This is a genomic window from Acinetobacter portensis (genome assembly GCF_023158935.1).
Lineage (GTDB): Bacteria > Pseudomonadota > Gammaproteobacteria > Pseudomonadales > Moraxellaceae > Acinetobacter > Acinetobacter faecalis.
Window position 1 is genome coordinate 112,182 of the sequence record NZ_CP096120.1, and the last position, 26,030, is coordinate 138,211.

A 26,030-nucleotide genomic window follows, 5' to 3' on the forward strand; every position below is an offset into this window, starting at 1 on the left:
AGTAAAAAATTGTTTATACTAGTCCCATGAAATATGAAAATTTAACTAGATTTAATGATGGGGAATTTAAACGACTTGTTGGAGTTCCTCGTCCATTATTCTTAAAAATGGTATCAGTGTTACAACATGCTGAACTTGCCAAGAAAAAATCTGGAAGACCTCATTCGTTGTGTTTAGAGGATCAATTGTTGTTAACTTTAAATTACTTACGCTGTTATAGAACTCAAATTGAGTTATCCGCCGACTATAACCTAGCTGAAAGTAATGTGAATCGTACGATTCAGAAAGTTGAAAATGCTCTGATTCAATCACGGATTTTCGCATTGCCTAAAAGGAGTCAAAAGTTTAGTGAGGAGGATTATGTAATCGTTGATGTCACTGAGTCACAGATTGAGCGTCCCAAAAAAACAAAGAAAATTCTATAGCGGTAAAAAGAAGAAACATACGCTAAAAACACAGGTCATTTTTAACCCAAAATTAAAGCAAATTGTAAGTATACAGATTGAAGATGGCAGAAAACACGATCTGACGATTGCGCGTAAGTATTTGAAGGAGATGGTCATTTATCCTTGTATCATGGCAGATTTAGCCTATAAAGGATTTCATCAGATTAAGAGTAAGTTACTCATTCCAATCAAGAAACCTAAGAATTTATCATTACCCCAAATAGCAAAACAGATCAACCAAGAAATCAGTCGGCGTAGGATCACAATTGAACATATCAACGGCAAACTTAAACATTTTCGGATATTAACAGAACGCTATAGAAATAGACGGAAACGCTTTGGTCTAAGAATGAATTTAATTGCTGGAATGGTGAATTGGATGCTCTTAAATTAACTTTCGCAAGAGATCTACTTATAACCATGAAAACAAATTAAAAAGCTCTATTTATTAGAACAGAGCTTTTAATTTTTATCTAAGTTTTTGAAACTTAATGATAAATATAGTAGAAGCAAGTTATATATCTTCTTGTAAGTATTTCTTCAAGCTTATGACAGCTATATATAGATGATTTCGCTCTTAAAATACTGACTATGAAAGGAGCTTTTATGCTAATTCATGAGCTTCTATTTGTAAAAATACCTAAACACTGCCTGAGGAAACTTATTTTTTGGGGTTTAATATGGTTGGTTACAAGAATAGACTTCTTTCGTATTTCGCTCTCTATTTGATTTTCAATTTCTATTTTGGGTATTTGAATTGTAGTTGATACAGAATCATTTTTATTAATAGGGAGGATATTAGTTATAATTTCAAAAAGATTTTGATCAAAATAGTGTTCATTTTTATTATATTCACAGTTAGTACTGCGATTCCATCGCCAGTTAGTGCTAATAATTTTATAATGTAAATGATAAAACTCTTCGCTGTATTGAACATTTTGACAATTGTTAACATCATGAACGCGCCATTGTGAAAACTTAGGTGTATTCCTAGGGTCAATGCACCATTTTTTAGTAGTTTCCACTAATTTTTTTGAGCGATAATAGAAATTGTTAAAATTAATACCAAGATCCTCTCTATAAGGAATTGGTTCAATCCACTCACCTTTTAATTTTAAATATGGTGTTTCTTTTAAAGCATCAAAAACAGTTCGTCCTGTTTTTGAAAAAATTAATTCATCAACATCTACTTGAATTACACCTGCAGCTTTTGCTAAAAAACACTCTTTTGCATGTTCAAGTATTCCATATTGACAAAAGTCTGAATCAAATGGCGCATCTATAGGGCCAAATTTGAAGTTCCAAGGAATTATAAATATATCAATATTTATATCACTTAAATAATTTTTTAAATCTTCTATAGAATATTGATCAGAATTATTATCATAAATAATAACAGAGTTGATATCATGTACACTTTTATAAAATTCTATCCAATCATGGATCCATCTTAAATTGTTATTTTTAGATTTGGTCAATAATACTTTCTTATTTAGAAATAAATCATGATAGCATTGGAAATTCTCCTTAATTTCAAAACATAATTCATTATAGACTAATGTGAATTTTTTTATTTCGGATGGAAAATGAATTGATAGCCTGCAAGCTCTATCAATTTTTTCAATATTAATTTTATTATTAGAAATGAGATTTCCATTAATAAAAAACTTTCCTTTTTTTATTATAGCCTCTAAACCATTGATGGGAGGTCCTGAGAAAACCAATTTGTTTTCTGACTTAAAAATATCATAAGAAAAAGTTTTATAATCAAATTCTAAATCATAATTGGAATCTTTTTTGTGGGGTTTCCTTGGCTCACGTCTTTTTAAATTAATTTCTTCTGGGATTACAATAGGATTAACTTGAAAAACAAAACAGCTCATATAATGGACTCTTATATATTGAAAATGAAAAATCTCATAAATTACAATTTAATTATAAATAGTATAGCTATAATGCTAGATGAGCTCATTATGTCGTGGTTTATTTATAATTCTGATCATTTAAAATAAATCGCTTATACGAAATTTAATTTCATCTACTGATACAACTTATAAAACCGATACTCAGGAAAAATTAACCCGACGATAAAAAGAATGGTAAATCCTATCCATGTAAATAAAGCCATTGCGCGTAATTGTTCTTTATTCTAATACGCTTCCATATCTAAAAAAAAGATACTTTTCCATCCTTTAATTGCATTTGCACCACCCCAAGAAAGTATCCATTTACAAATTAAGCTAATGAAAATATACAAACAAATCCAAACAGGCGTAGACATAATTTTTGGGTGGTGTTTCCAAAAGTATGCTGAAATTAAATGAAGCCATTATTGATATAAAAGAAGGTTAAGTCGAAGGCTTTAAAATGGTTTTCAAGCTTTTTCGAAAAATTACAACTTTTCCTAAAACTACGTCTAATTCGATGCCTTATTTTACAATTATTTCCTTCAATACCTACAGTAAAAAACTTACCAATACTTTGCTTACAGTTTTTAAAGGCAGTCACAAAACTATCCCAGTGATCACTTGAAATTCGGGTGTAGTGAACACCTAATTGCTTTAACTTTGCCTTCAATCGTTGGACTGTCGCCAGATCTCGTTTACCCCAAACATAAGCAACAATTTCACCTGTTTCTCTATGGTATGCGTAAATAAGCCATTGTTTATTCTTTTTATTTCCTACAAAAGTCCAAAACTCATCAACCTCAATAGATTCATAATAATTTTGCTTAGGGCGAATTTTATAAGTGGATTTACTTAATGTTCGTAAAACCTTACCTATGCTGACACGCTCGGTTTCTGCAATATCTCTTATACCACCCCCTCTAACCATCAGGTGGAGTATTTTATTTGTTATACCAGAATGACAACCTCGGTAACTAAGAGCATGATCCCCAATAAACTGACGCTTGCAGTTTTTACATTGATAGTTTTGCTTACCATTTAGTTTGAAGCCATTTTTCTTTATACTGTCACTTCGACAGGTTGGACATTTGATTTCTAGTGTTATTTGCATCTCACTATTTTATCAAAAGCCAACCTGTTTTTTTTTCAGCATACTTTTTGAAACACCACCTATTTTTGAAAGTAGACTTTTTATAAGTCAATAAAATATAACACTAATATTTTTAATTGTTTAATTTATTGTCACATAACTTACATTCCAACATCACGCCTAATTTTTTCTTGCGACCATCTTCCGTTAATACCCAAGCACGGTTTTGCCAAGGCGGAGTATGGCGAACATGCTGATTATGACCACAAGCAAGCTCTGCAACATAATGTTGCTCATCATCCAAATGAAAACCAATGATGGCTTGTAACATTAAGACACCTTCAACATAAAAGAATAAAAAGGATTACGGAAATTCAGAAAAAGAAATTAAGAATCTCCGTTATACTCTTCAGCAGATCATTTTTAAAAGAGCAGAAATATGCGCGTACTTGTTGTGATGGATCCCATCGAAAATGTAAATCTAAAAAAAGACTCATCTATGGCAATGCTTTGGGCGGCAGCTCGACGTGGTCATGAACTAGGTTATGCATTACAACAAGATTTATATATTGACCAAGGTAAAGCATTTGGTCTTATTTCGCCTTTAAACGTATTTGAAGATTACAACCATTACTATGAGCTGGGTGAAAAACAAAAAGAATCGATTGCTGCGTACGATGTTGTACTTATGCGTAAAGATCCACCATTCGATATGAACTTTGTTTATACCACGTATATTTTAGAACAAGCAGAACGAGAAGGCGCTTGGATTATTAACAAACCACAAAGCCTACGTGACTGTAATGAAAAGCTCTTTGCAACACAGTTCCCAGAGCTTCAAGTACCAACATTAGTTACGTCGCAACAAAGCCTAATTCGTGAATTTATTGCAGAACATAAAGATGTGATTGTAAAACCACTAGATGGCATGGGTGGAACAGGTATTTTTCGTTTAACAATAGATGGTGCAAATACAGGCTCTACGCTTGAAATGCTCACAGAAATGGGACAACAGCCAATTATGGCACAGCGTTATATTCCTGAAATTGTAGATGGTGATAAACGCATTCTTATAGTGAATGGAGAGCCTGTACCTTACTGCCTAGCACGTATTCCACAAAATGGTGAAACACGTGGAAACTTGGCGGCAGGCGGTCGTGGTGAAGCACGACCACTGACTGAAAATGACAAAGCAATTGCGGCAAAAGTAGGGCCTTTCTTAAAAGAAAAAGGCTTGATATTTGTGGGTTTAGATGTCATTGGTAACTATGTGACAGAAATTAATGTAACAAGCCCAACGTGTATTCGTGAAATTGATGCAGCATTTGGTACATCTATTGCCGACGATTTATTTGATGTTTTAGAAGCGGGTTTAATCAAATAATTTTAAGGTAGATTTAAAAAGAGCCTCAAATGGGGCTCTTTTATTTCGCATAGCGTTTAAAAAATAAAGACATCACAAACAAACCTAATAAGCAAAGTAACGATGTCACGATACTCATACTTGCCCATGTGTGTGTTGCTGAAACAAAAGCAGCACTGAAAAGAGGAATAAAAAATTGTGCAGAGGCAGAGCATTGAAGTAGTAGGCCTACACTTGCCGCCGCTGCATTGATATGAGGAGTATAGTGTAGTGTCATTGATAAGATTGTGGTTGGAATTACACCACCAATCATTGAAAATAAAACAGCACTTAAAAACTGTATTTCAAAAGCTAACCAGCTATTTGTTGTGAACGTTAGAATACTGGTAATAAACATACCAATAAATCCAATAATTAATAGTTTTTGTGTTGTCCAACCTTTTTGCAACAGCATGCCTGCACCAAATGTTCCGCCTAAATTGGCTAAAACAACAAGTGATACAAGTAAACCTGCTGTTTTTAAACTCAAACCATTCTCTACATAAATACTTGGTAAAAATCCTGTAACAGCAATCCACTGGCTTGTATAGCATGCAAATGCGATCGCTAAACAAATTATAGGAGGGTGTGTAAGGGTGATACGAATAATTTGCCAAAGACTATCTTGAGCTGCGGGTACAGGAGATTTTATGGTTTGAGGGGAATGATCAATATTTAAAAATAGTTGAATGATGAGCGCAATAACAAAGCAAGAGATACCTAAAATGACCCAAATAGTTTGCCAAGTTAAATATTCTAAAAGTAAGGGAATTGTAAATACTGCGAAACTAATGCCAAGCCCCATATAAGAACTCCAAAGTCCCATTTTGAAACTGATGGTTTCTGGCTTGCTAATGCGCTTTAAAATTGCAGGCGCACAAAGAGAAATAGTTAAAAAACCAATACCTTCGATAAATCTAAAAAAATAAAGTAAAGCAACAGTATCAAGCCAAGGACCTGCAAGGCTACTTAAACCCATAATAATTAAGGCCAAAATCAAACAGCGTTTTAAACCTAATTTTTCGGAAAATGCACCTATACTCAAGGCAAATAACATACCCGCACCTTGAACAATAGATAAAGATAAACCTGCTTGAGTGAGTGTTAAGTTTAAATCCTTTTGCAAAATGGGGAGGACAACCGATAATTTCCCCATATGAATGGCAGCTAAATAGCCAGCTAAAATAACCCATAAATCCCGTATTGATAACTTAGACATGTGCTTCCGATGCATAACTTTAAGTGAGCAAAACTCTGCTAACTCATAAAGTAAATACAAAGAAATAACATAAATAAGATAAAAGACTTATAGCCTTTACGGCTAAGCTTATTGGAAAAATATGCTAATGAAATAATAGACTGAACAGCATGAACTATATGCAAATTTTGAAAATTCGTTGGTTTATATCAGAGCTAAGGGGGGAATCAAATACAAAGAAAAGTGAATGATATTTCACTTAAGTATAAGTAAAAATACAGACCTGATAATAAATCTAGTTTAAACTTCAATAACTGTAGAAAAAAACGATAAACTGCTTGGTGAAAAAAAGTAAATAAACTTTCACGTACTATACGTTTGTGATTACAATTGATAGCTTATAACGAATTTTCATTAGCCCCTATTAAGTTGAAGAATTAGACCGTGACCAACGCACAGAAAAAACAGCCTAAACACGTCATGATGATGGCGGCAGGTACGGGTGGACATGTTTTCCCAGCACTTGCAGTTGCGAAAGAACTTCAGCAGCAAGGTGTGGAAGTTTCTTGGTTGGCAACACCGTCTGGTATGGAAAATAGATTATTAAAAAATCAAGATATTCCAATTTATCAAATTGATATTCAAGGTGTGCGTGGTAATGGCTTACTTCGTAAATTAGCAGCACCATTTAAAATATTAAAAGCCACTTTAAGTGCTATGCGTTATATGAAGCAGCTTAATGTTGAAGCTGTAGCTGGTTTTGGTGGATATGTTGCAGGTCCGGGTGGTTTGGCTGCGCGAGCGTTAGGAATTCCTGTCATTATTCATGAGCAGAACGCCGTAGCAGGTTTTACCAATACACAATTGTCGCGTATTTCAAAAACGGTATGTCAGGCATTTCCAAATACATTTGCTACAAATGAAAAAGTACAAACAACGGGAAATCCTGTTCGTAAAGAAATTACAGAAATTTTAAATCCGTCTTGGCGTTACCAAGAACGTGAAAAAGCAGGCGAGCCATTACGTATTTTAATTGTAGGTGGATCGCTTGGTGCACAAGCTTTAAATGAGCGTGTGCCAGAAGCATTAAAACAGTTAAATGTGCCGTTAAATGTTTATCATCAGTGTGGTCAAAACCATGCTGAAACAACCCTTGCACGTTATGAAGGCAAGTCTGACCAATTGAATGTAGATGTACAACCATTTATTGAAAATATGGCAGAAGCGTACTCCAAAGCAGATTTAATTATTTGCCGTGCAGGTGCATTAACTGTAACTGAAATTGCAACCGCAGGTGTTGCTGCTATTTTTGTACCATTGCCATCTGCTGTAGATGATCACCAGACTGCAAATGCAAAATTCTTAGCAAATAGCGGTGCAGCAAAAATTTGCCCGCAAGCAACATTAACATCAGAAAGTTTAAAAGAAATTTTAGCCCCGTTGATGAATCGCCAATTGTTGTCAGAAATGGCTACAAAAGCACGTCAACAGGCTCAACCAGATGCAACCCAACAAGTGGTTCGTTTAATTCAAGAATTGTAATCCGAGAAAAATATGTCTCCATCTACACCAGCTGATCAAGCTAAAAAGTTAATTAAAGTGCCTGAAATGCGCCGTATTAAACACATTCATTTTGTGGGTATTGGTGGTGCGGGGATGTGTGGTATCGCGGAAGTATTAAAGAACCAAGGTTATAAAATTTCTGGTTCAGATATCAAAGCATCAAAAACAACAGCACAGCTTGAAGAAAACGGTATTAAAGTTTATATCGGTCATGCGGCTGAAAATATTCAAAATGCCAATGTAATTGTTGTTTCAACTGCAATTGATCAGGAAAACCCTGAAATTAAAGCTGCAATTGAGTCACGCATTCCTTTAGTGCGTCGTGCTGAAATGCTTGGCGAACTTATGCGTTACCGTCATGGTATTGCGGTTGCAGGTACACATGGTAAAACTACAACAACAAGTTTAGTGACTTGTATGTTGGCAGAAGAAAACCTAGATCCAACTTACGTGATTGGTGGTTTGCTTAACCGTACGGGTGTAAATGCTGCGTTAGGTGCGAGTCGTTTTATTGTGGCAGAGGCAGATGAGTCAGATGCATCATTCTTGCATTTACAGCCAATGGCAGCCATTGTGACAAACATTGATGCAGACCATATGGACACGTATGGCGGTAGCTTTGATGTATTAAAAGACACGTTTGTGACTTTCTTACAAAGACTTCCATTCTATGGTTTAGCTGTTGTATGCGGTGATGATGCAAATATTCGTGAAATTATGCCGCGTATTGGTCGTCCTGTACTCACTTACGGCTTTAACGAAGACAACGATATTCGTGCGGTAGATGTTGAACAGATTGGTATGCAATCGCACTTTACAGTTTTGCGTAAAGACCGCGAGCCATTACGCGTAACCATTAATATGCCAGGTGCACATAACATCTTAAATTCATTGGCTGCAATTGGTATTGCAACAGATGAAGGCGTTTCTGATGGTGCAATTTGTCGTGCTTTAGAAAGTTTTAGTGGTGTTGGTCGTCGTTTCCAAGTTCAAGGCGAATTTGAGTTAGATGGCGGTAGCGTGAAATTGGTAGATGATTACGGACATCATCCTAAAGAAGTTGAAGCAACCATTAAAGCTGCGCGTGCAAGTCATCCAGACCGTCGTTTGGTAATGATGTTTCAACCGCACCGCTTTAGCCGAACACGTGATTGTTTCGACGACTTTGTAGATGTACTTTCACAAGTCGATCAACTTTTATTATTGGAAGTTTATTCGGCAGGTGAAAAGCCAATTGTAGGAGCAGATAGTCGCTCATTGGCACGCAGTATTCGTTTGCGCGGTGAAGTTGAGCCAACGCTTATTGATCCTGTTGAAGGCAATATTCAAAACGTGATGAAAAATGTACTCAAGCCAGGCGACTTGTTATTAACACAAGGTGCGGGTAATGTTGGTGCAATTTCAATCGAACTTGTACAAAATAACTTATATTTAAAATAATCTCGGAATGAGGTTTAAATTCAATTAAGTCATTTATAAAGTTTAAGGATATAAACGTGTCTAATGCTTCGAAGTTCGGCAAAGTTGCCGTTTTATTAGGTGGGAAATCTGCCGAACGTGAGGTTTCTTTAAACAGTGGTAATGCTGTTCTAGAAGCTTTGCTTCGTTCAGGTGTGAATGCTGAGGGTTTTGACCCTAAAGATCGTAGCGTAACTGAATTAGTAAACTACGATCGCGCGTTTATTGTTTTGCATGGTCGCGGCGGCGAAGATGGTCAAATCCAAGGTGCGCTTGAATGGCTTGGTTTACCTTATACAGGTACAGGTGTTCAAGGTTCAGCAATTGGGATGGATAAAGTAAAGACCAAGCAAATTTGGCAAGGTTCAGAACTTCCAACAGCACCATATCGCATTGTGACTAAAGATTCCGATTTACAAGAAGTTGTAGATTCAATTGGTTTGCCATTTATTATTAAGCCTGTTCATGAAGGCTCAAGTATTGGTATGAGCAAAGTTGAAAAAATTGAAGACTTTGCAGAAGCGATTGAAAAAGCAACAGAACATGATGCAGTTGTTATGGCTGAAAAATGGATTACAGGTCGTGAATTTACCATTGTAATTCTAAATGGTCAGGCACTTCCTGTAATTCGTTTAGAGCCACCTAAAGATGTAGCTTTCTACGATTACGATGCTAAATATAGTCGTGATGATGTTCAATACGGTATTCCTTGTGGCTTAACAGAGTCAGAAGAAAAACAACTTCAAGCATTATGCTTACGTGCATTCCAAGCAGTTGGTGCAAGTGGTTGGGGCCGTATTGATGCAATGCAAGATGAACAAGGTAACTTCTGGCTATTAGAAGTAAATACAGTTCCAGGTATGACAAGTCATTCATTAGTTCCTAAAGCTGCTCAAGCAGTGGGGTATAGCTTTGATGAATTATGTGTTGTTATTCTTGAGCAAACATTGACGGAAGCGACTCACTAAATTATGGCTAAATTACCAGCCTCTATGCGTCGCAAAAAAGCCGCAATTACATCTATACATGACAAGCCTCTTACTGCGAAAGAAAAACTTTCGAATATCGGTGGGTGGCTACTATTGTGTGTGGCTGTTGTTGTTTTGGTGGTTGGTATATTTGGACTTTATAAAGTTATTACAGATGGTCAAGTTGCACGACTAGATGTTGTAGGTACGACATCTAGCGTAGAACAAAAACAAATATTTACCCATGTTTCACCTGTTGTGAAAGATAATTATTTCACATCGGACTTAAAAGAAATTCGAGATAAAACACTTGAGTTATCTTGGGTGGATCGAGTAGTTGTTTCTCGATTATGGCCCAACTCAATTCGAGTTCGTGTAATGCCAAAACAAGCGATTGCACGTTGGGGAACAGGGCGACTACTCAGTGATGGTGGTGATGTATTTACAGAAGTTGTTGTAAAAAATCATCAAAATTTGCCGCTTTTACATGGTCCAACACATCAGTCTAAAATGATGATGCGTCGATATAATGAGATTAATCAATTATTTTTACCAGCAAATATGCGATTAAAAGAATTATACTTAACAGATCGCATGACATGGTTTATGCAGTTTGATTCAGGTTTACGTGTTATTGTTGACCAAGATCAAATGATGAGTAAACTGCAAAGATTAAGCTATTTGGCTCAGAATGATTTAAAGCCAACATGGGATAGAGTTTCTGCTATCGATTTACGCTACAGAAATGGTTTAGCGATTCAATGGAAAAATTCAGTTGCACCTTATATTGCAAATGGACATTTTGTTGTAACGATTAGTGATAAAAGCATTGCAGGCGAAGTCACTGCGAAGCCATAATAATAGGCTTTAAAATATAGGCTTTTTTGCCAAAAATTAAACATTCACAAGTAATGGTAGTAATAAATAATGAATGAAGCTGTTCCCTCGGTTGTTGCGATAGACATTGGGACACACAAAGTTTCAGTTTTGATTGGTAAGGTACATGCGCCGGATAACATCCAAGTTATTGGGATGGCAACCGCTCGTAACCGAGGCATGAATAAAGGGAAAATTGTAAGTCTCGACAAAGTCGTTACAGCAATTAAAAACGCAGTGCAAGAAGCTGAAGATATGGCCGAATGCCGTATTCACTCGGCTTGGATTTCTATTCCAAGTGCCGAATTGAAAAGCTATTATGCTTCTGGTCGTACGCCAATTGATAATCATGACCATACAATTACAACAAGTGAAGTTGTGCGCGCTTTAGACTTAGCAAAAGCAAGCCATTTAACGTCAGATCATTATTTAGTAAGTGCTGTTCCTTTGGGTTTCGATTTAGATGATGCAGGTGAGTGGGTGCAAAATCCAATTCGCATGTCTGCACATAGTATGACAGCGCATTATCAATTAATGATGATGCCTATTAGTGTTATGCAAAATCTTGATCGTGCCTTAAAAGGTGCCAATATTTTTGTAGAAAAAATGGTGGTTTCGAACCTTGCAACTGCAGAAGCATCATTATTAAAAGATGAAAAAGAATATGGTGTTTGCTTGGTTGATATTGGTGCAGGAACCACAAATTTAGCGGTTTATTTAGAAGGTCGTTTGGCATTAGCACACACGTTACAACGTGGTGGTGAAAATGTAACACGTGATATTGCAGCAGTACTGCAAACCTCTACTGAAGAAGCTGAACGTATTAAACTTTTATATGGTTGTGTCGATTTAAGCGTTGTTAAGCCAGATCACATGATTCAAATACAAGGTATTGATGGTCCGCAAACCATTAGCCGTATTGAGCTATCAGAAATTATCATTGCTCGATATGAAGAAATATTTGCACAAATTCGTCATGAACTAGAAAAAAGTGGTGCAATTCATGGTTTATATCATGGAGTTGTACTTGCTGGTGATGCTTGTCAAATTGAAGGTATGGTGAGTTTTGCACGTAGAGTATTAGGTGTTTCTGCTCATTTGGGCAATCCACCACTTGAAGTAAAAGCAGATGATCAACATCAAGCAGCTTTACGTCGTTCACAATACATTACGGCTGCAGGTCTATTAATGTATAGTCAGACATATGCACAAGACACAATTGTTGAGCCTGAAGATACCGGCGAGCTTTCAGTATGGGGACGTGTAGGGCGAGCATGGTCAGGCTTAAATGAGAAGTTAAAATCAATTTTTTAGTTGAGTTTTTAGGGAATATTGTTAGGAAGTTGTATACAAAATAGCGAGCACTTGACAAGCTAAGCATTGAGCAGCATCCTAAAAACAATTTTTATTAAGATCAAGGCAGTATACGGGCTTAAGTCGCTGCCAATTATGAATTAGGAAATCTAAAGATCATGGCATCATTTGAATTTTTTGAAGATGATCAAGCTGATAATAACGGTCAAGCCCGCTTCACTGTGTTTGGTGTGGGTGGCGCTGGTGGTAATGCTGTACAGCATATGCTTGAGTCTGATATCCAAGGCGTAAAATTTGTTTGTGCAAATACAGACAAGCAAGCTTTGGATCGTATGAATTCGCAATTTAAAATTCAACTGGGCGAACAAAGCACACGCGGTTTAGGTGCGGGTGCAAATCCACAAGTTGGTAAAGCCGCAGCGGAAGAAAGCCGAGAGCTTATTCGTCAGCAACTTGAAGGCACCGATATGGTGTTTGTTACTGCTGGTATGGGTGGTGGTACAGGTACAGGTGCTGCACCTGTTGTTGCTGAAATTGCTAAAGAAATGGGTATTTTGACTGTTGGTGTGGTAACTACACCGTTCAACTTTGAAGGTAAACGCCGTCTGCAATCTGCGGAAAAAGGTATTGAAGCTTTAGAGCAACACGTTGATTCTTTAATTATTATTCCAAACCAGCGCTTGCTTAAAGTATTCCGTGATATTTCAATGAAAGATGCTTATAAAAAAGCAGATGATGTATTGTTAAATGCGGTGCGTAGTATTTTCGATTTAGTTGTACGTCCTGGTCATATTAACCTTGACTTCGCCGATTTGAAAACTGCAATGAGCACGCGTGGTTACGCAATGATGGGTGTTGGCTCAGGTCGTGGTGAAACACGTGCGCGTCAAGCTGCTGAACAAGCAATTCGTAGCCCATTACTCGATAACGTAACAATTATGAATGCCAAAGGTATTTTAATTAACGTAACGGGTGGTGACGATGTAACATTTGGTGAAATTGAAGAAATTACCGATGTTGTGAACCAAATTGCCGATCTTGATGAAGGTCAAGTATTCTACGGTACGGTATTTGATCCAGATGCACGTGATGAAATTAGTGTTACTGTTATTGCAACAGGCTTAACACGTAACTCTGCAGATTCGGTAGAACCTGTAAAGCGTTCAGTTGCACAAACACAGGTGTCTTCATCACATATTGCTTCAACAGATGAAGATGATGTGCCTGCAATTCAACGTCAGCACAATGATGCGTCAACTTCTGCCAATACTTCAGGTGCTACGGGTACTGCTCGTCCAACGCCTATGAGTATTCAAGAATATCTTAAAAACCAACAACATAAGTAATATCTAATGCTTGTTGTGTGAAGTGACTTCAACAAAAAGGTAGCTAAACTGCTACCTTTTTGTTTTTTAAAAATGACTAAATATGCTAACGTATAGCTGTTTGATATATAGATGATTAGAGAAACATGTTGAAACAACGTACCTTACAACGTGTCGTGAAAGCGAGCGGTATTGGTTTACATAGTGGGCAAAAAGTATTGATTAATTTCGTGCCTCACCATGCCGATGGAGGTATTGTTTTTCGCCGTGTTGATTTAAATCCACCTGTAGACATTCCTGCTGATGCAATGTTGATTCAGGAAGCTTTCATGTGTTCTAACTTAGTTCAAGAAAATGCCAAAGTGGGCACTATTGAACATGTGATGAGTGCTATTGCAGGCTTAGGTATTGACAACTTAATTATTGAAGTATCTGCGTCTGAAGTTCCTATTATGGACGGTAGTGCGGGTCCATTTATTTACTTGCTCATGCAAGGTGGGTTACAAGAACAAGAATCACCGAAAAAATTTATTAAAATTTTAAAACCTGTAGAAGCTTTAATTGCAGATAAACGTGCAATTTTTAATCCACATGATGGTTTTCAATTAAACTTTACAATTGATTTTGATCATCCCGCATTCAAAAAAGAATATCAGTCTGCGACCATCGACTTTTCTACCGAAACATTTGTATATGAAGTCAGTGGCGCGCGTACGTTTGGCTTTATGAAAGATTTGGACTACTTAAAAGCAAATAATTTGGCTTTAGGTGCAAGTCTTGAAAATGCAATTGGTGTAGATGATGATGGCGTTGTAAATGAAGAGGGCTTACGTTTCTCCGATGAGTTTGTACGCCATAAAATATTAGATGCGGTAGGTGATTTATATTTATTAGGTCACCAAGTCATTGCAAAATTTGATGGTTATAAGTCAGGTCATGCACTTAACAATCAACTTCTTCGCAATGTTCAAAGTGATCCGACAAGCTATGAAATTGTAACATTTAATGACGAAGCTCAATGCCCAATTAAGTATGTAAGTGTGAGCTAATTCATTATATTCTTAGCGAATGTTATAATATATTAAAAATAATGTGATGTATTTATCGAAATATTGATTACAATGATCATGAAATGTTCAAGTTTGTTATTTTTTATTACTTGCCAAACGTAACAATGCTTGGCTAAGCTTAGGATCTGTTACACAGTCAGCTGCACTTTTGAGCATTTCTTGAGTTTCAGTATTAAGAACTTTGGGCATAACTTCATTTTTTTGGGGTTTAAGAGGTTCTACTCTTAGTCGGACATAAATTTTTTGTAAATCATGAAGTCCTTCAAGCTGTGAAAGTTGAGCAATATATTGTTTTTGTAAATATGCCAACTGACTAATCATGGCTTGATTGAGTCCGGTAATTGTTAAAATACCATTTTGGTAACAAGCCACATGCCATTGTTCAGGTTGTGGTAATAAGGGTTGAATTAATTTTGTAAGTTTCTGCCATGCAGATACTTGTTGAGAGAGAAACGTTAAGTTTCCTGTTTTTGAGTGTTTTCTTGTTTGCTGAAAGACGTTTATTGGTTCAGACATACATCATTCCTTCATGATTTTGTCTTATGTTAAGCGTATTTTTCGGTGGATATCAAGGATGAGATCACCAAGAAACTTTGAGTAAAACAGTTTATGAGGTTTTTATGCATTTAAAACGTATTGTATTTGCTATTACGGTAGCTGTTTCGGCTACTTCTTTAGCATTTGCAGATTTGATTCAAGTGAATACAACGCAAAATAATTCACCGGATCGTTTAGAACAACTTACTCGTACGTTGGCTCAAGGTAGCTACACAGAAACTGAGGATGTTGATGTTCCTGCAAATACTCAAATTTCAGTAAAACTTCGTGAAAAATCGGTTGAATTAAACAACGATTCAATCGCTAAGAAATACAACTCAAATGCTACATATTCTTCAACAGCATATTCTTGGTTGGTGACACATCCTTTGCCTGATATGAAGCGTGTAAGCTCGAACTATGGTGGTCGTACCATGGGTGGTCGTGCTGAAAACCACTCAGGTCTAGACTTATCTGCACCAACAGGTACACCAATTTATGCAACAGGCCCAGGTATTGTAACAAAATCGGGCTGGGGCACTGGTTATGGTCAATATGTTGAAATTAACCATGGGAATGGTTATTTAACGCGCTATGCGCATGCTTCACGTTTAATTGCTCGTGTTGGTGAGCGTGTTAAAGCTGGTGAACATATTGCAAATGTAGGTTGTACTGGTCGTTGTACTGGTCCTCATTTACATTATGAAGTAGTAAAAGATGGCCAACGTAAAAATCCATCTACATATTTAGCGATGCTGCCATAAGAAGGATTATGACTGTTTGAATGAGTCCGCATAAACTCACTCATAAGCTGAATATAATTAGGCTATCATTAAATTTTGATAGTTGTGTTTAAAAAACCGCCAATATTGGCGGTTTTTTGTTGTTTTGAGTAAAAAAATGTCAATGGGTATTTATTTATTAAATATTAGACCAAAACCGTATTCATCTAGAGCGATATCTGCGCTAGCCAAAAGTGTGATACATATATGTATATATAATTAGGCATATGGAATAGGTGAATTATGGCGTTTTATGGCGATACAGATGCGCAAGAAACCCAAGAATGGCAAGATGCGTTTGACTCTGTAATACAGCATATGGGTACTGAACGCGGTGCATTTTTGCTCGAAAAATTATACCAACGCGCAATTGCGAAGCATGTTCCCATTCAGCGACTAAATACTCCTTACTTAAATACAGTTTCAGTAGAAGAACAACCTGCAATGCCGGGTGATCAAGATATGGAGCGTCGTATTCGCGCACTTATTCGTTGGAATGCGCTTGCAATGGTTCTTCGTGCAAATAAAACAGGTGATGACTTAGGTGGCCACTTAGCGAGCTTTGCATCATCTGCAACTTTATATGATGTTGGTTTTAACCATTTCTTCCGTGCAAGTAACGATAATTTTGGCGGCGACATGATTTATTACCAAGGACATTGTGCTCCTGGTATTTATGCACGTTCATTCCTTGAAGGTCGTTTAACTGAAGAACATTTAAATAACTTCCGTCGTGAAGTTGATGGTATTGGCTTGCCTTCTTATCCGCATCCATACCTAATGCCTGATTACTGGCAGTTCCCTACAGTATCTATGGGTCTTGGTCCAATCATGTCGATTTACCAAGCACACATCCAAAAATACCTAATGAACCGTGGTTTGATTAAAGAAGAAAACCGTAAGGTATGGGCTTACCTTGGTGATGGTGAAATGGATGAGCCAGAAAGTACTGGTGCTATTTCACTAGCGGGTCGTGAAAAGTTAGACAACCTCATTTGGGTTGTAAACTGTAACTTACAGCGTTTAGATGGTCCTGTTCGTGGTAACGGTAAAATTATTCAAGAACTAGAATCATTATTCCGTGGTGCGGGCTGGCGTGTAATTAAAGTAGTTTGGGGTCGTCATTGGGATCCACTACTTGCTAAAGATGAGACAGGCGCACTTAAAGCTGTAATGGAAGAAACACTTGATGGCGAATATCAGCGTTTACAAGTGAAAGGCGGTGCTTATGCTCGCGAAAAATTCTTTGGTAAATATCCAGAAGCTGCTGAACTTGTAAAAGATTTAAGCGATGAAGATATTGATAATCTAAATCGTGGTGGTCATGACCCGTACAAAGTATTTGCAGCGTATGCAGAAGCATGTACAGCAAAAGGTCAACCAACTGTTATTTTAGCGAAAACAGTGAAAGGTTATGGCTTATCTGATGAAATTGAAGCGGTAAACAAAACGCATCAAATCAAAAAGATGCAAATTGAATCTTTAAAATATGTACGTGATCGCTTCAACTTACCATTTAACGATGAGCAATTAGAAGAAGTGCCTTTCTATCGTCCAAGCGAAAACTCGCCTGAACTTAAATATATGAAAGCACGTCGTGAGGCTTTAGGTGGTTATTTACCTGCACGTCGTAAAGAAAGTGAACAGCTTGCTATTCCTGAGCTTTCTGTATTTGACGCAGTTTTGAAGGGGTCTCAAGGTAAAGAACAATCTACAACCATGGTGATGGTTCGCTTAATTTCAGCATTATTGAAAGAAAAAGCAATTAAAGACCGTGTTGTTCCTATTGTTCCAGATGAAGCGCGTACTTTCGGTTTAGAAGGTATGTTCCGTCAATTAGGTATTTATGCTGCAAATGGTCAGCATTACACACCTGAAGACCAAGAACAGCTTATGCATTACCGTGAAGCGAAAGATGGTCACATGCTTCAAGAAGGTATTAACGAAGCAGGTGCAATGAGCGCTTGGGCAGCATTGGCAACAAGTTATTCAACAAATAACTTACCAATGATTCCAATGTACATGTACTACTCTATGTTTGGTTTCCAACGTATTGGCGACATTGCATGGGCTGCAGGCGATGCACAAGCACAAGGTTTCTTACTAGGTGCAACAGCAGGTCGTACAACGCTAAATGGCGAAGGCTTACAGCATCAAGACGGCCATTCACATATTCTTGCAAATACAATTCCAAACTGTGTGTCTTATGACCCATGTTTTGGTTATGAGCTTGCTGTTATTGTGCATGATGGCTTACAACGCATGTATGTAAACCAAGAGCGTATTTTCTATTACCTAACTGTAATGAACGAAAACTACGAGCATCCTGAAATGCCACAAGGTGCTGAAGAAGGCATTAAACGTGGTATGTATTTACTACAAGAAGATGAAAAAGCAACTGTTCAACTTATGGGTTCAGGTGTAATTCTTCGTGAAGTAATTAAAGCTGCTCAAATTTTACGTGATGAATACCAAATCAATTCAAACGTATTTAGCGTAACAAGTTTCAACGAACTTGCACGTGATGGTATGGCATGTGAAGAATACAATCGCTTACATCCAATGACTGAAGAAGCAAAAGAAGCATGGGTATCTAAACAGCTTCGTGGTACGAAAGGTATCGTTGTTTCTGCAACAGATCATATGCGTGCTTATAGCGAACAAATTCGTGCATATCTTCCAGACAACCGTCCATTCGTAGCATTAGGTACAGATGGTTATGGTCGTTCAGATTCACGCGCTAAATTACGTAGCTACTTTGGTGTAGATGCAGCTCACATTGTTGTTGCAACATTGAAAAAATTGGCTGATGAAGGTGAAGTAGATGCACGCTTAGTTAAAGATGCAATTTCTACATTTGAATTAGATACAGATCGTCCTGTAGCTTGGGCTCCTCAAGCAACTCCATCTGTACAAGCTGTAGCTGACTACAAAGAGGAGAAATAAGTATGCAAATTACAACTCCTGATATTGGTGTAGATAAAGCAACTGTTGCTGAAATTTTAGTAAAAGTTGGCGATACCATTGCTGTTGATGACAGTATTGTTTTGCTTGAATCTGATAAAGCGTCTGTTGAAGTGCCTAGCACTTCGGCAGGTGTTGTTAAAAGTATTTTAGTTAATCTAGGCGATAGTATTGCAGAAGGCGCTGTACTTATCGAGCTAGAGGCTGAAGGTCAAACGGCAGCTCCTGTTGCAGAAGCACCAAAAGCTGAAAAAAAAGCAGCATCAGTTGCAGAAGCTAAAGTTGAAACTACGTCAAAAGCTGTTGCAACTTCATCTCAAGTTGTTGATGTTCAAGTGCCAGATATTGGTGTTGAAAAAGCACTTGTTGGTGAAATTTTAGTTGCAGTTGGCGACACAATTTCTGTTGATGACAGCATTGTGGTTGTTGAGTCAGATAAAGCGACAGTGGAAGTTCCTAGTACTGTTGCGGGTGTTGTTGAAGCGATCACTATTCAAGTGGGCGACAGCGTAAAAGAAGGTGTTGTGATTCTTAAAGTAAAAACTGAAGGATCTGCGCCTGCTGTATCTGCTGAGTCAGTAAAAGTTGAAGCTGCACCTGTTGCTGAAGCACCTGTGGCATCAGCACCAACAGTAACGACAACTGCTTCAGGTCCTGTAGAAATTGCCGTACCAGATTTAGGCGTAGATAAAGCCGCTGTAGCAGAAATTTTAGTTTCTGTTGGCGACAAAGTTGAAAAAGACCAAAGCATTATTGTTGTTGAATCTGACAAAGCAACGGTTGAAGTGCCAAGTACAACAGCAGGGACTATTAAGGCAATTCATGTTGCATTAGGTCAAAACGTTTCTGAAGGTGTTGCTTTGGTTACAATTGAAGCTGAAGGGCAAGTTGTTTCTACGCCAGCACCTGTTGCAAAAACAGAAGCACCTAAAGCTGCTGCTCCAGTTGCAGCACCTGTTGCTACAAACAGTGTAGATAAGCTTACGAAAGAGCAAAATGTAGCAAACTCAAAAGTTTATGCAGGTCCTGCAGTACGTAAGCTTGCACGTGAGTTAGGCGTTGTATTGGCTGATGTTAAAGCATCTGGTCCACATGCACGCTTAATGAAAGAAGACTTATTTGCTTATGTGAAAACACGTTTAACAACGCCTCAAGCGACTCCTACTGCACAAGTTGCAGTATCTGCAGGCTTACCAAAACTCCCAAGTTTTGATGCTTTTGGTGGTGTAGAAGAGAAAGTATTGACACGTTTACAACAAGTGTCAATTCCACAACTTTCTTTAAATAACTACATTCCACAAGTTACACAGTTTGATCTTGCTGATATTACAGAGCTTGAAGCTTGGCGTAATGATCTTAAAGGCAATTTTAAGAAAGAAGGTATTAGCCTAACAATCATGGCATTTATCATCAAAGCGGTTGCGCATTTGTTGAAAGAAGAGCGTGAGTTTGCAGGTCATTTATCTGATGATGGTAAATCTGTTCTATTGCGTAATGAAATCCATATGGGTATTGCGGTTGCAACGCTAGATGGTTTAACAGTTCCTGTATTACGTAATCCAGATCAAAAATCAATTAAAGAAATTGCTGTTGAATTGGGCGTATTGGGTCAAAAAGCACGTGATAAGAAACTTTCTCCGAAAGATCTTCAAGGTGCAAACTTTACAATTTCAAGCCTAGGTGCAATTGGTGGTACAGCATTTACACCACTTGTGAACTGGCCTCAAGTTGCAATTTTGGGGATCTCTCCTGCAACAATGCAACCTGTTTGGAATGGTCAAGGTTTTGATCCGAAGTTAATGCTTCCATTGTCATTGTCTTATGATCACCGTGTAATTAACGGTGCAGATGCAGCACGCTTCACGAATAAATTAACGAAATTGTTAAAAGATATTCGTACTTTATTGATCTAAACCCTCATTGTATTTCTCCCAGAAGGAGAAAGAAATGAGAGGAAAAACCCTGCTATGGCAGGGTTTTTTTATGAGATTTGAAAAGATCTGAAAATTTAAATATAATAGCGTTACTTCATTGGGGAGTAGCCGCTTTTTACGCAATGTAAAAAGGTGATGATCAACATATTTGTTCTAAAACGAACATGGTCATCATAGCAAATAACCAAATGAGCTTATCACTAAGCTTTCTTTTGTTGGCAAGACCTTTGATTTACCACTCTGCACATTGGCTAGCAGGAGGGGTGAGTCATTGGTATATGTTATTGCTAGCCAGAGAAACACATCATGCTTTCAGCTTTTCTGATTTCTTTAGTGGTTGTAGCCCTTTCTGAAATGGGTGATAAAACACAACTTCTTGCATTACTCCTTGCCGCACGTTTTCGTAAACCTATTCCTATTTTAATTGCTATTTTTCTTGCAACTGTAGTGAACCATGGTGTTTCTGCGGTGCTTGGTCAATGGATTACAACCGTATTAAGTCCAACCATACTTTTATGGATTGTATCGCTTGGTTTTATTGGCATGGCAATTTGGATGTTGATTCCAGATGAATTAGATGATGAATCTGAAAGCATCAATAAATGGCAAAAATATGGCGTGTTTGGTGCGACCTTTGTTCTTTTCTTTTTAGCTGAAATTGGTGATAAAACACAAATAGCCACAGTTGCTTTGGCAGCACGTTTCGACAGCATTGGTTGGGTCACTTTAGGTACAACGATTGGTATTATGCTGGTGAATGCACCTGCTGTTTTCATTGGTAATAAGCTTGCCGAAAAACTACCAATTTCTTTGATTCATAAAATTGGTGCTTTGGTCTTTTTAGTTATTGGTATTGCCGCTTTAGTACAACATTATTTCTTTTAAGATTTACTAGTAAACAAATAAAACCAAGTTAATAGCTTGGTTTTATTTGTGATATCGTTCTCAAACTGCTGATATTATTAATAATATTTAAATTATATTCATTGTAAGTTTCACCAATTAAATATATGTTATCCGTACATAGAAATACGCTTTTAAAATTAGAAATTTTGGGGATTCGGCATGGCATTTGACCGTACTACATCGCAAGTATTATTTGATAATGGGTCACATAAATGTATTAGCTTTACCAGTTTGGTTAAAGGTGAGGGGGTACAGGCCAACCAATTCTTGATTATTGATAATGAACGAGCAGCTGTACTCGATCCAGGTGGTGACTTAACTTATGTCCCACTCACAATGGAATTGAATAAATATACGCGCCTTGCAAACTTAGATTTAGTTATGGCATCGCATCAAGATCCAGATATTATTACATCTATGCCGCGTTGGTTGGTATATACAGATGCTAAAGTTGTGGCATCTAAATTATGGGCTCGCTTCTTACCACATTTAAACTCAGCATTTATGAGTGATCGAATGAAAGGTAGCTGGTTAGATCGCTTAATTGAATTGCCAGACCAAGGTCAAAAAATTGCATTGGGTAATACATCAATTATTGCAGTACCTGCACACTTTTTACATTCTGTTGGTAACTTCCAATTTTATGATCCAATCTCGAAAATTTTATTTTCTGGAGATATGGGTGCATCAATGGTTGAAGATGCAGGTATTCCACTAGAAAATTTTGAAGATCATATTCCAAATATGAAAGGCTTCCATCAGCGTTATATGTGTAACAACAAGGTGATTCGTCTTTGGGTACAAATGGTACGCACAATGGATGTTGAAAGTATTGTTCCACAGCACGGCACGCCATTTATTGGTAAAGAGCAAGTGAATCAATTCCTTGATTGGATTGAAACACTTCAATGCGGAACAGATTTAATGGATGAACGTGTATTTACATGTCCTGAACATTAAAAAATAAATATTGAGAGATAAAACAACATTTTTAAAATATGCCATCTAAAACTTATATTTAGATGGTTGAAAATTCAGAAAATGTTGTCTCACTGAGTTATACAGAATTCGTATTTCAAAAATGGCGCTTATTGCGTCTTTTTTGATTTTATTTTGATGATAAAACTCTTATTAAATAAGCTAAATCTTAAAGTTGTATAAACCAACAATAAGGCAGGAGATAAAACTTTTCTTTCTTATTGTTTTAAATGAGATGGCTATACATCAAATTTTATTTAAATAAGTAATTGAGTTTTATTGAAATAAAGTTGAAATAAAACCTGAAAATAAATAATTGATAATAATCAATGAAATTTACATCCAAATTTGTTTATAATAGCGCACGGAAATTACCAGTGAGACTGTTATGCTGACCATCGTTCAAGAAGCGCTAACCTTCGATGATGTCTTGTTACTCCCTGCCTACTCAACTGTCCTCCCAAAAGATGTCTCATTAAAGACACGTTTTACACGCGGAATTAATCTTAATATCCCTCTCGTTTCTGCTGCAATGGATACAGTGACTGAATCACGTATGGCAATTGCTATGGCGCAGAATGGCGGTATTGGTATTCTGCATAAAAACATGGATATTGCACTGCAAGCAGCAGAAGTACGCCGTGTTAAGAAATTTGAAGCAGGTATGGTGAAAGATCCAATCACCGTAACCCCAGAAACATCAGTTCGTGAACTTATTGCGATTACTCAAGCAAATAACATCAGCGGTGTGCCAGTTGTAAAAGATGGCAAAGTTGTTGGTATTGTGACAGGTCGTGATACACGTTTTGAAACCAATCTTGAACAACCAGTAAGCAATATTATGACTGGTCAAGATCGTTTGGTGACAGTTCGTGAGCATGAATCAAAAGAAAACATTCAAGCACTTCTTCAAAAGAATCGCATTGAAAAAGTGATCGTTGTTGGTGAAAACAACGAACTTAAAGGTTTAATTACAGTAACAGATTTCAACAAAGCTGAACTTTATCCAAATAGCTGTAAAGATGAGTTGGGTCGTTTACGTGTTGGTGCTGCTGTAGGTACTGGTGCAGAAACGCCTAGCCGTGTAGAAGCATTAGTAGACGCAGGTGTTGACGCAATTGTTGTAGATACAGCACATGGTCACTCAGCGGGCGTAATTGAACGTGTACGTTGGGTGAAAGCAAATTACCCACAAGTACAAGTAATTGGCGGTAATATCGCGACTGGTGATGCTGCTCTTGCATTATTAGATGCGGGTGCTGATGCTGTTAAAGTAGGTATTGGTCCTGGGTCAATTTGTACAACTCGTATTGTTGCTGGTATTGGTATGCCACAAATCTCTGCGATTGACAGCGTTGCGAATGCACTTAAAGATCAAATTCCATTAATCGCTGATGGTGGTATTCGCTTCTCTGGCGATATGGCTAAAGCGATTGGTGCAGGTGCAAGCACAATTATGGTTGGTTCACTTATGGCAGGTACTGAAGAAGCACCTGGTGAAGTTGAATTCTTCCAAGGTCGTTACTACAAAGCATACCGTGGTATGGGTTCTTTGGGGGCAATGGCGGGTGCAACTGGTTCTGCTGACCGTTATTTCCAAGACTCTAAAGCGGGTGCAGAGAAACTTGTACCAGAAGGTATTGAAGGTCGTGTACCTTACAAAGGCCCAATGGGTAACATCGTTCATCAAATGATGGGTGGTTTACGCTCTTCTATGGGTTACACAGGTTCATCTACTGTTGAAGATCTTCGTCAAAATGCAAAATTTGTGAAAATCACAGCAGCTGGTATGTCTGAATCACACGTACATGACGTAACTATTACAAAAGAAGCACCGAACTATCGCGTTGGTTAACTTTTCGTAGTTTTTACTCGAAAAAGCCGTCAGAGTTATGACGGCTTTTTTGTTTTTGGTGTAAAGTAATTGGCAGAAAGGTGATGATAAATATCACTATTAAGAAGTGAGAAAAACATGAGTTATTTTGGTACCGACGGAATTCGAGGCAAGTTTGGTGAGTTACCTATTACACCTGAATTTGCTTTGAAGTTAGGGTTTGCCGCGGGTAAAGTATTAAAAAATTATAGTAAAAAAAGTAAGCCAATTGTTGTACTGGGGAAAGACACACGTTTATCTGGTTATATTTTAGAAGCTGCATTACAAGCAGGGCTAAATGCAGCGGGTGTTTATGTACATTTACTTGGACCATTGCCAACGCCTGCTATTGCACACTTAACACGTGCTTTACATGCAAGTTTAGGCATCGTGATTTCAGCGTCACACAATCCATATTTTGATAATGGTATTAAGTTTTTCTCAGGTGAAGGCAAAAAGCTTCCTGATGAAATTCAAGAGGCGATTAATAAAGAATTGGAAAACGATATTTTTATTGAAGACACTGCAAATTTAGGTAAAAGCGTACGTGTTAAAGATGCCAATGGTCGTTATATCGAATTTTGTAAATCAACTTTCCCATACCATTTAGATTTAAACGATTTAACGATTGTTGTCGATTGTGCAAACGGTGCGGCGTATAACGTTGGACCTGCTGTATATCGTGAGCTTGGTGCAAAAGTTATTGCTATTCATAATGAACCAAATGGCTTGAACATCAATGAAGGTTGTGGTTCGACGCATCCTGAGAGTCTACAAAAAGCTGTGGTTGCACATAAGGCTGACTTAGGTATTGCTTTTGATGGTGATGCAGACCGTGTAATTTTGGTCGACAAAAATGGTAAGCAGGTTACAGGTGACCATATTCTTTATATTTTAGCGACCCAAGCTAAAAATAAGCCTACAGGCATTGTGGGTACTGTCATGAGTAATATGGCATTAGAAATTGCACTGAATAAAGCTAATGTAGAGTTACATCGCGCGAAAGTTGGCGACCGTTATGTGCTTCAAGGTTTAGAAGATAACAAGTGGGCAATTGGTGGCGAACCATCCGGTCATATTTTAACTTTAGACAAGAGCACAACAGGTGATGCAATTATTGCATCGCTACAAGTATTGACGGTAATGGTTGAGCAGCAAAAAGCACTTCATGAATTAGTTGAAGGCTTTACGCTATTACCAAACGTACTTGTCAATGTTCGCCTTGCACAAATGTTCGACCCGTACTCTGTTCCTGCTTTAGTGAGCGAATTCGATAAAGTAGAAGAAACATTGAAAGGTCGTGGACGTATTTTAATTCGTAAGTCAGGCACTGAACCTGTTATTCGTGTGATGGTTGAAGGTGAAGACTTAGAAGAAGTAACCGCATTGGCTAATCATTTAGCAGATGCTGTTCGTGAAAATGCAGCTTAGGTAATTCA

21 protein-coding genes and 1 riboswitch are annotated in these 26,030 nt (G+C 37.5%); of the genes, 16 read left to right on the forward strand and 5 right to left on the reverse strand.

Annotated features, from left to right (window positions below):
• Positions 1-26: 26 nt before the first annotated feature.
• Positions 27-840, forward strand: a protein-coding gene (locus MZO21_RS00565) for an IS5 family transposase (RefSeq protein ID WP_432613351.1) whose coding sequence is annotated in 2 segments (ribosomal slippage) — positions 27-409 and positions 408-840 — 816 coding nt in all. Because the reading frame shifts where the segments join, the coding sequence is not laid out codon by codon here.
• Positions 841-1,060: 220 nt separating this feature from the next.
• On the opposite strand, the gene MZO21_RS00570 is transcribed toward MZO21_RS00565, so the two are convergent.
• The 3 genes from MZO21_RS00570 to MZO21_RS00580 all read right to left on the reverse strand — a co-directional run bounded on the left by MZO21_RS00570 (position 1,061) and on the right by MZO21_RS00580 (position 3,774).
• Complete coding sequence (locus MZO21_RS00570) at positions 1,061-2,329, reverse strand: glycosyltransferase family 92 protein (protein ID WP_248104230.1); 1,269 nt, start codon at positions 2,327-2,329, stop codon at positions 1,061-1,063.
• 433 nt (positions 2,330-2,762) lie between these two features.
• Complete coding sequence (locus tag MZO21_RS00575; protein ID WP_152874006.1) at positions 2,763-3,464, reverse strand: IS1 family transposase; 702 nt, start codon at positions 3,462-3,464, stop codon at positions 2,763-2,765.
• 112 nt (positions 3,465-3,576) lie between these two features.
• A complete protein-coding gene (locus MZO21_RS00580; RefSeq protein ID WP_248102412.1) occupies positions 3,577-3,774 on the reverse strand; it encodes a DUF3565 domain-containing protein in 198 nt (65 codons plus the stop codon).
• Positions 3,775-3,882: 108 nt separating this feature from the next.
• Between MZO21_RS00580 and gshB the strand changes: the two genes are divergently transcribed.
• The gene (gene gshB, locus MZO21_RS00585; RefSeq protein ID WP_248102409.1) at positions 3,883-4,827 is read left to right on the forward strand and encodes a glutathione synthase; all 945 of its coding nucleotides are present in this window, start codon (positions 3,883-3,885) and stop codon (positions 4,825-4,827) included.
• A 40-nt stretch (positions 4,828-4,867) separates the two neighbouring features.
• Here gshB and MZO21_RS00590 read toward each other — a convergent pair whose 3' ends face one another.
• The gene (locus MZO21_RS00590) at positions 4,868-6,064 is read right to left on the reverse strand and encodes an MFS transporter (protein WP_248102406.1); all 1,197 of its coding nucleotides are present in this window, start codon (positions 6,062-6,064) and stop codon (positions 4,868-4,870) included.
• Positions 6,065-6,487: 423 nt separating this feature from the next.
• Here MZO21_RS00590 and murG point away from each other — a divergent pair, with 423 nt between their 5' ends.
• The 7 genes from murG to lpxC all read left to right on the forward strand — a co-directional run bounded on the left by murG (position 6,488) and on the right by lpxC (position 14,596).
• Positions 6,488-7,585 (forward strand): undecaprenyldiphospho-muramoylpentapeptide beta-N-acetylglucosaminyltransferase, encoded by a 1,098-nt coding sequence (murG, locus tag MZO21_RS00595; protein WP_248102403.1) that lies wholly within the window; start codon positions 6,488-6,490, stop codon positions 7,583-7,585.
• A 12-nt stretch (positions 7,586-7,597) separates the two neighbouring features.
• Positions 7,598-9,046 carry a UDP-N-acetylmuramate--L-alanine ligase gene (murC, locus tag MZO21_RS00600; RefSeq protein WP_248102401.1) on the forward strand — a complete coding sequence of 483 codons (1,449 nt, stop codon included), beginning with the start codon at positions 7,598-7,600 and terminating at the stop codon, positions 9,044-9,046.
• 56 nt (positions 9,047-9,102) lie between these two features.
• Positions 9,103-10,032, forward strand: coding sequence for a D-alanine--D-alanine ligase (locus MZO21_RS00605; protein WP_248102399.1), 930 nt, complete (start codon positions 9,103-9,105; stop codon positions 10,030-10,032).
• Positions 10,033-10,035: 3 nt separating this feature from the next.
• Positions 10,036-10,890, forward strand: a complete 855-nt coding sequence (locus tag MZO21_RS00610) for a cell division protein FtsQ/DivIB (protein ID WP_248102396.1) — start codon at positions 10,036-10,038, stop codon at positions 10,888-10,890.
• Positions 10,891-10,959: 69 nt separating this feature from the next.
• Positions 10,960-12,222, forward strand: a complete 1,263-nt coding sequence (ftsA, locus tag MZO21_RS00615) for a cell division protein FtsA (protein WP_248102394.1) — start codon at positions 10,960-10,962, stop codon at positions 12,220-12,222.
• A 158-nt stretch (positions 12,223-12,380) separates the two neighbouring features.
• The gene (gene ftsZ / locus MZO21_RS00620) at positions 12,381-13,568 is read left to right on the forward strand and encodes a cell division protein FtsZ (protein WP_248102391.1); all 1,188 of its coding nucleotides are present in this window, start codon (positions 12,381-12,383) and stop codon (positions 13,566-13,568) included.
• Positions 13,569-13,693: 125 nt separating this feature from the next.
• Positions 13,694-14,596, forward strand: a complete 903-nt coding sequence (lpxC, locus tag MZO21_RS00625; protein ID WP_248102388.1) for a UDP-3-O-acyl-N-acetylglucosamine deacetylase — start codon at positions 13,694-13,696, stop codon at positions 14,594-14,596.
• A 96-nt stretch (positions 14,597-14,692) separates the two neighbouring features.
• Here lpxC and MZO21_RS00630 read toward each other — a convergent pair whose 3' ends face one another.
• Positions 14,693-15,133, reverse strand: coding sequence for a DUF721 domain-containing protein (locus tag MZO21_RS00630; protein ID WP_248102385.1), 441 nt, complete (start codon positions 15,131-15,133; stop codon positions 14,693-14,695).
• A gap of 104 nt (positions 15,134-15,237) precedes the next feature.
• Between MZO21_RS00630 and MZO21_RS00635 the strand changes: the two genes are divergently transcribed.
• The 7 genes from MZO21_RS00635 to glmM all read left to right on the forward strand — a co-directional run bounded on the left by MZO21_RS00635 (position 15,238) and on the right by glmM (position 26,022).
• Entirely contained in the window at positions 15,238-15,918 is a 681-nt protein-coding gene (locus MZO21_RS00635) for a M23 family metallopeptidase (RefSeq protein WP_248102382.1), read from the forward strand.
• Positions 15,919-16,179: 261 nt separating this feature from the next.
• Positions 16,180-18,882: a pyruvate dehydrogenase (acetyl-transferring), homodimeric type gene (gene aceE, locus MZO21_RS00640; protein ID WP_248102379.1), complete on the forward strand. Its 2,703-nt coding sequence runs from the start codon at positions 16,180-16,182 to the stop codon at positions 18,880-18,882.
• A gap of 2 nt (positions 18,883-18,884) precedes the next feature.
• Positions 18,885-20,813, forward strand: a complete 1,929-nt coding sequence (locus MZO21_RS00645; RefSeq protein WP_248102377.1) for a 2-oxo acid dehydrogenase subunit E2 — start codon at positions 18,885-18,887, stop codon at positions 20,811-20,813.
• Between the two features lie 108 nt (positions 20,814-20,921).
• A riboswitch (yybP-ykoY riboswitch) is annotated at positions 20,922-21,123 on the forward strand.
• Between the two features lie 17 nt (positions 21,124-21,140).
• A complete protein-coding gene (locus MZO21_RS00650; protein ID WP_154772631.1) occupies positions 21,141-21,719 on the forward strand; it encodes a TMEM165/GDT1 family protein in 579 nt (192 codons plus the stop codon).
• Positions 21,720-21,899: 180 nt separating this feature from the next.
• Positions 21,900-22,700 carry an MBL fold metallo-hydrolase gene (locus tag MZO21_RS00655; protein ID WP_154772630.1) on the forward strand — a complete coding sequence of 267 codons (801 nt, stop codon included), beginning with the start codon at positions 21,900-21,902 and terminating at the stop codon, positions 22,698-22,700.
• A gap of 406 nt (positions 22,701-23,106) precedes the next feature.
• Entirely contained in the window at positions 23,107-24,573 is a 1,467-nt protein-coding gene (guaB, locus tag MZO21_RS00660; protein ID WP_154772629.1) for an IMP dehydrogenase, read from the forward strand.
• Positions 24,574-24,690: 117 nt separating this feature from the next.
• Positions 24,691-26,022, forward strand: coding sequence for a phosphoglucosamine mutase (glmM, locus tag MZO21_RS00665; protein WP_154772628.1), 1,332 nt, complete (start codon positions 24,691-24,693; stop codon positions 26,020-26,022).
• The last annotated feature ends 8 nt before the right edge of the window (positions 26,023-26,030 follow it).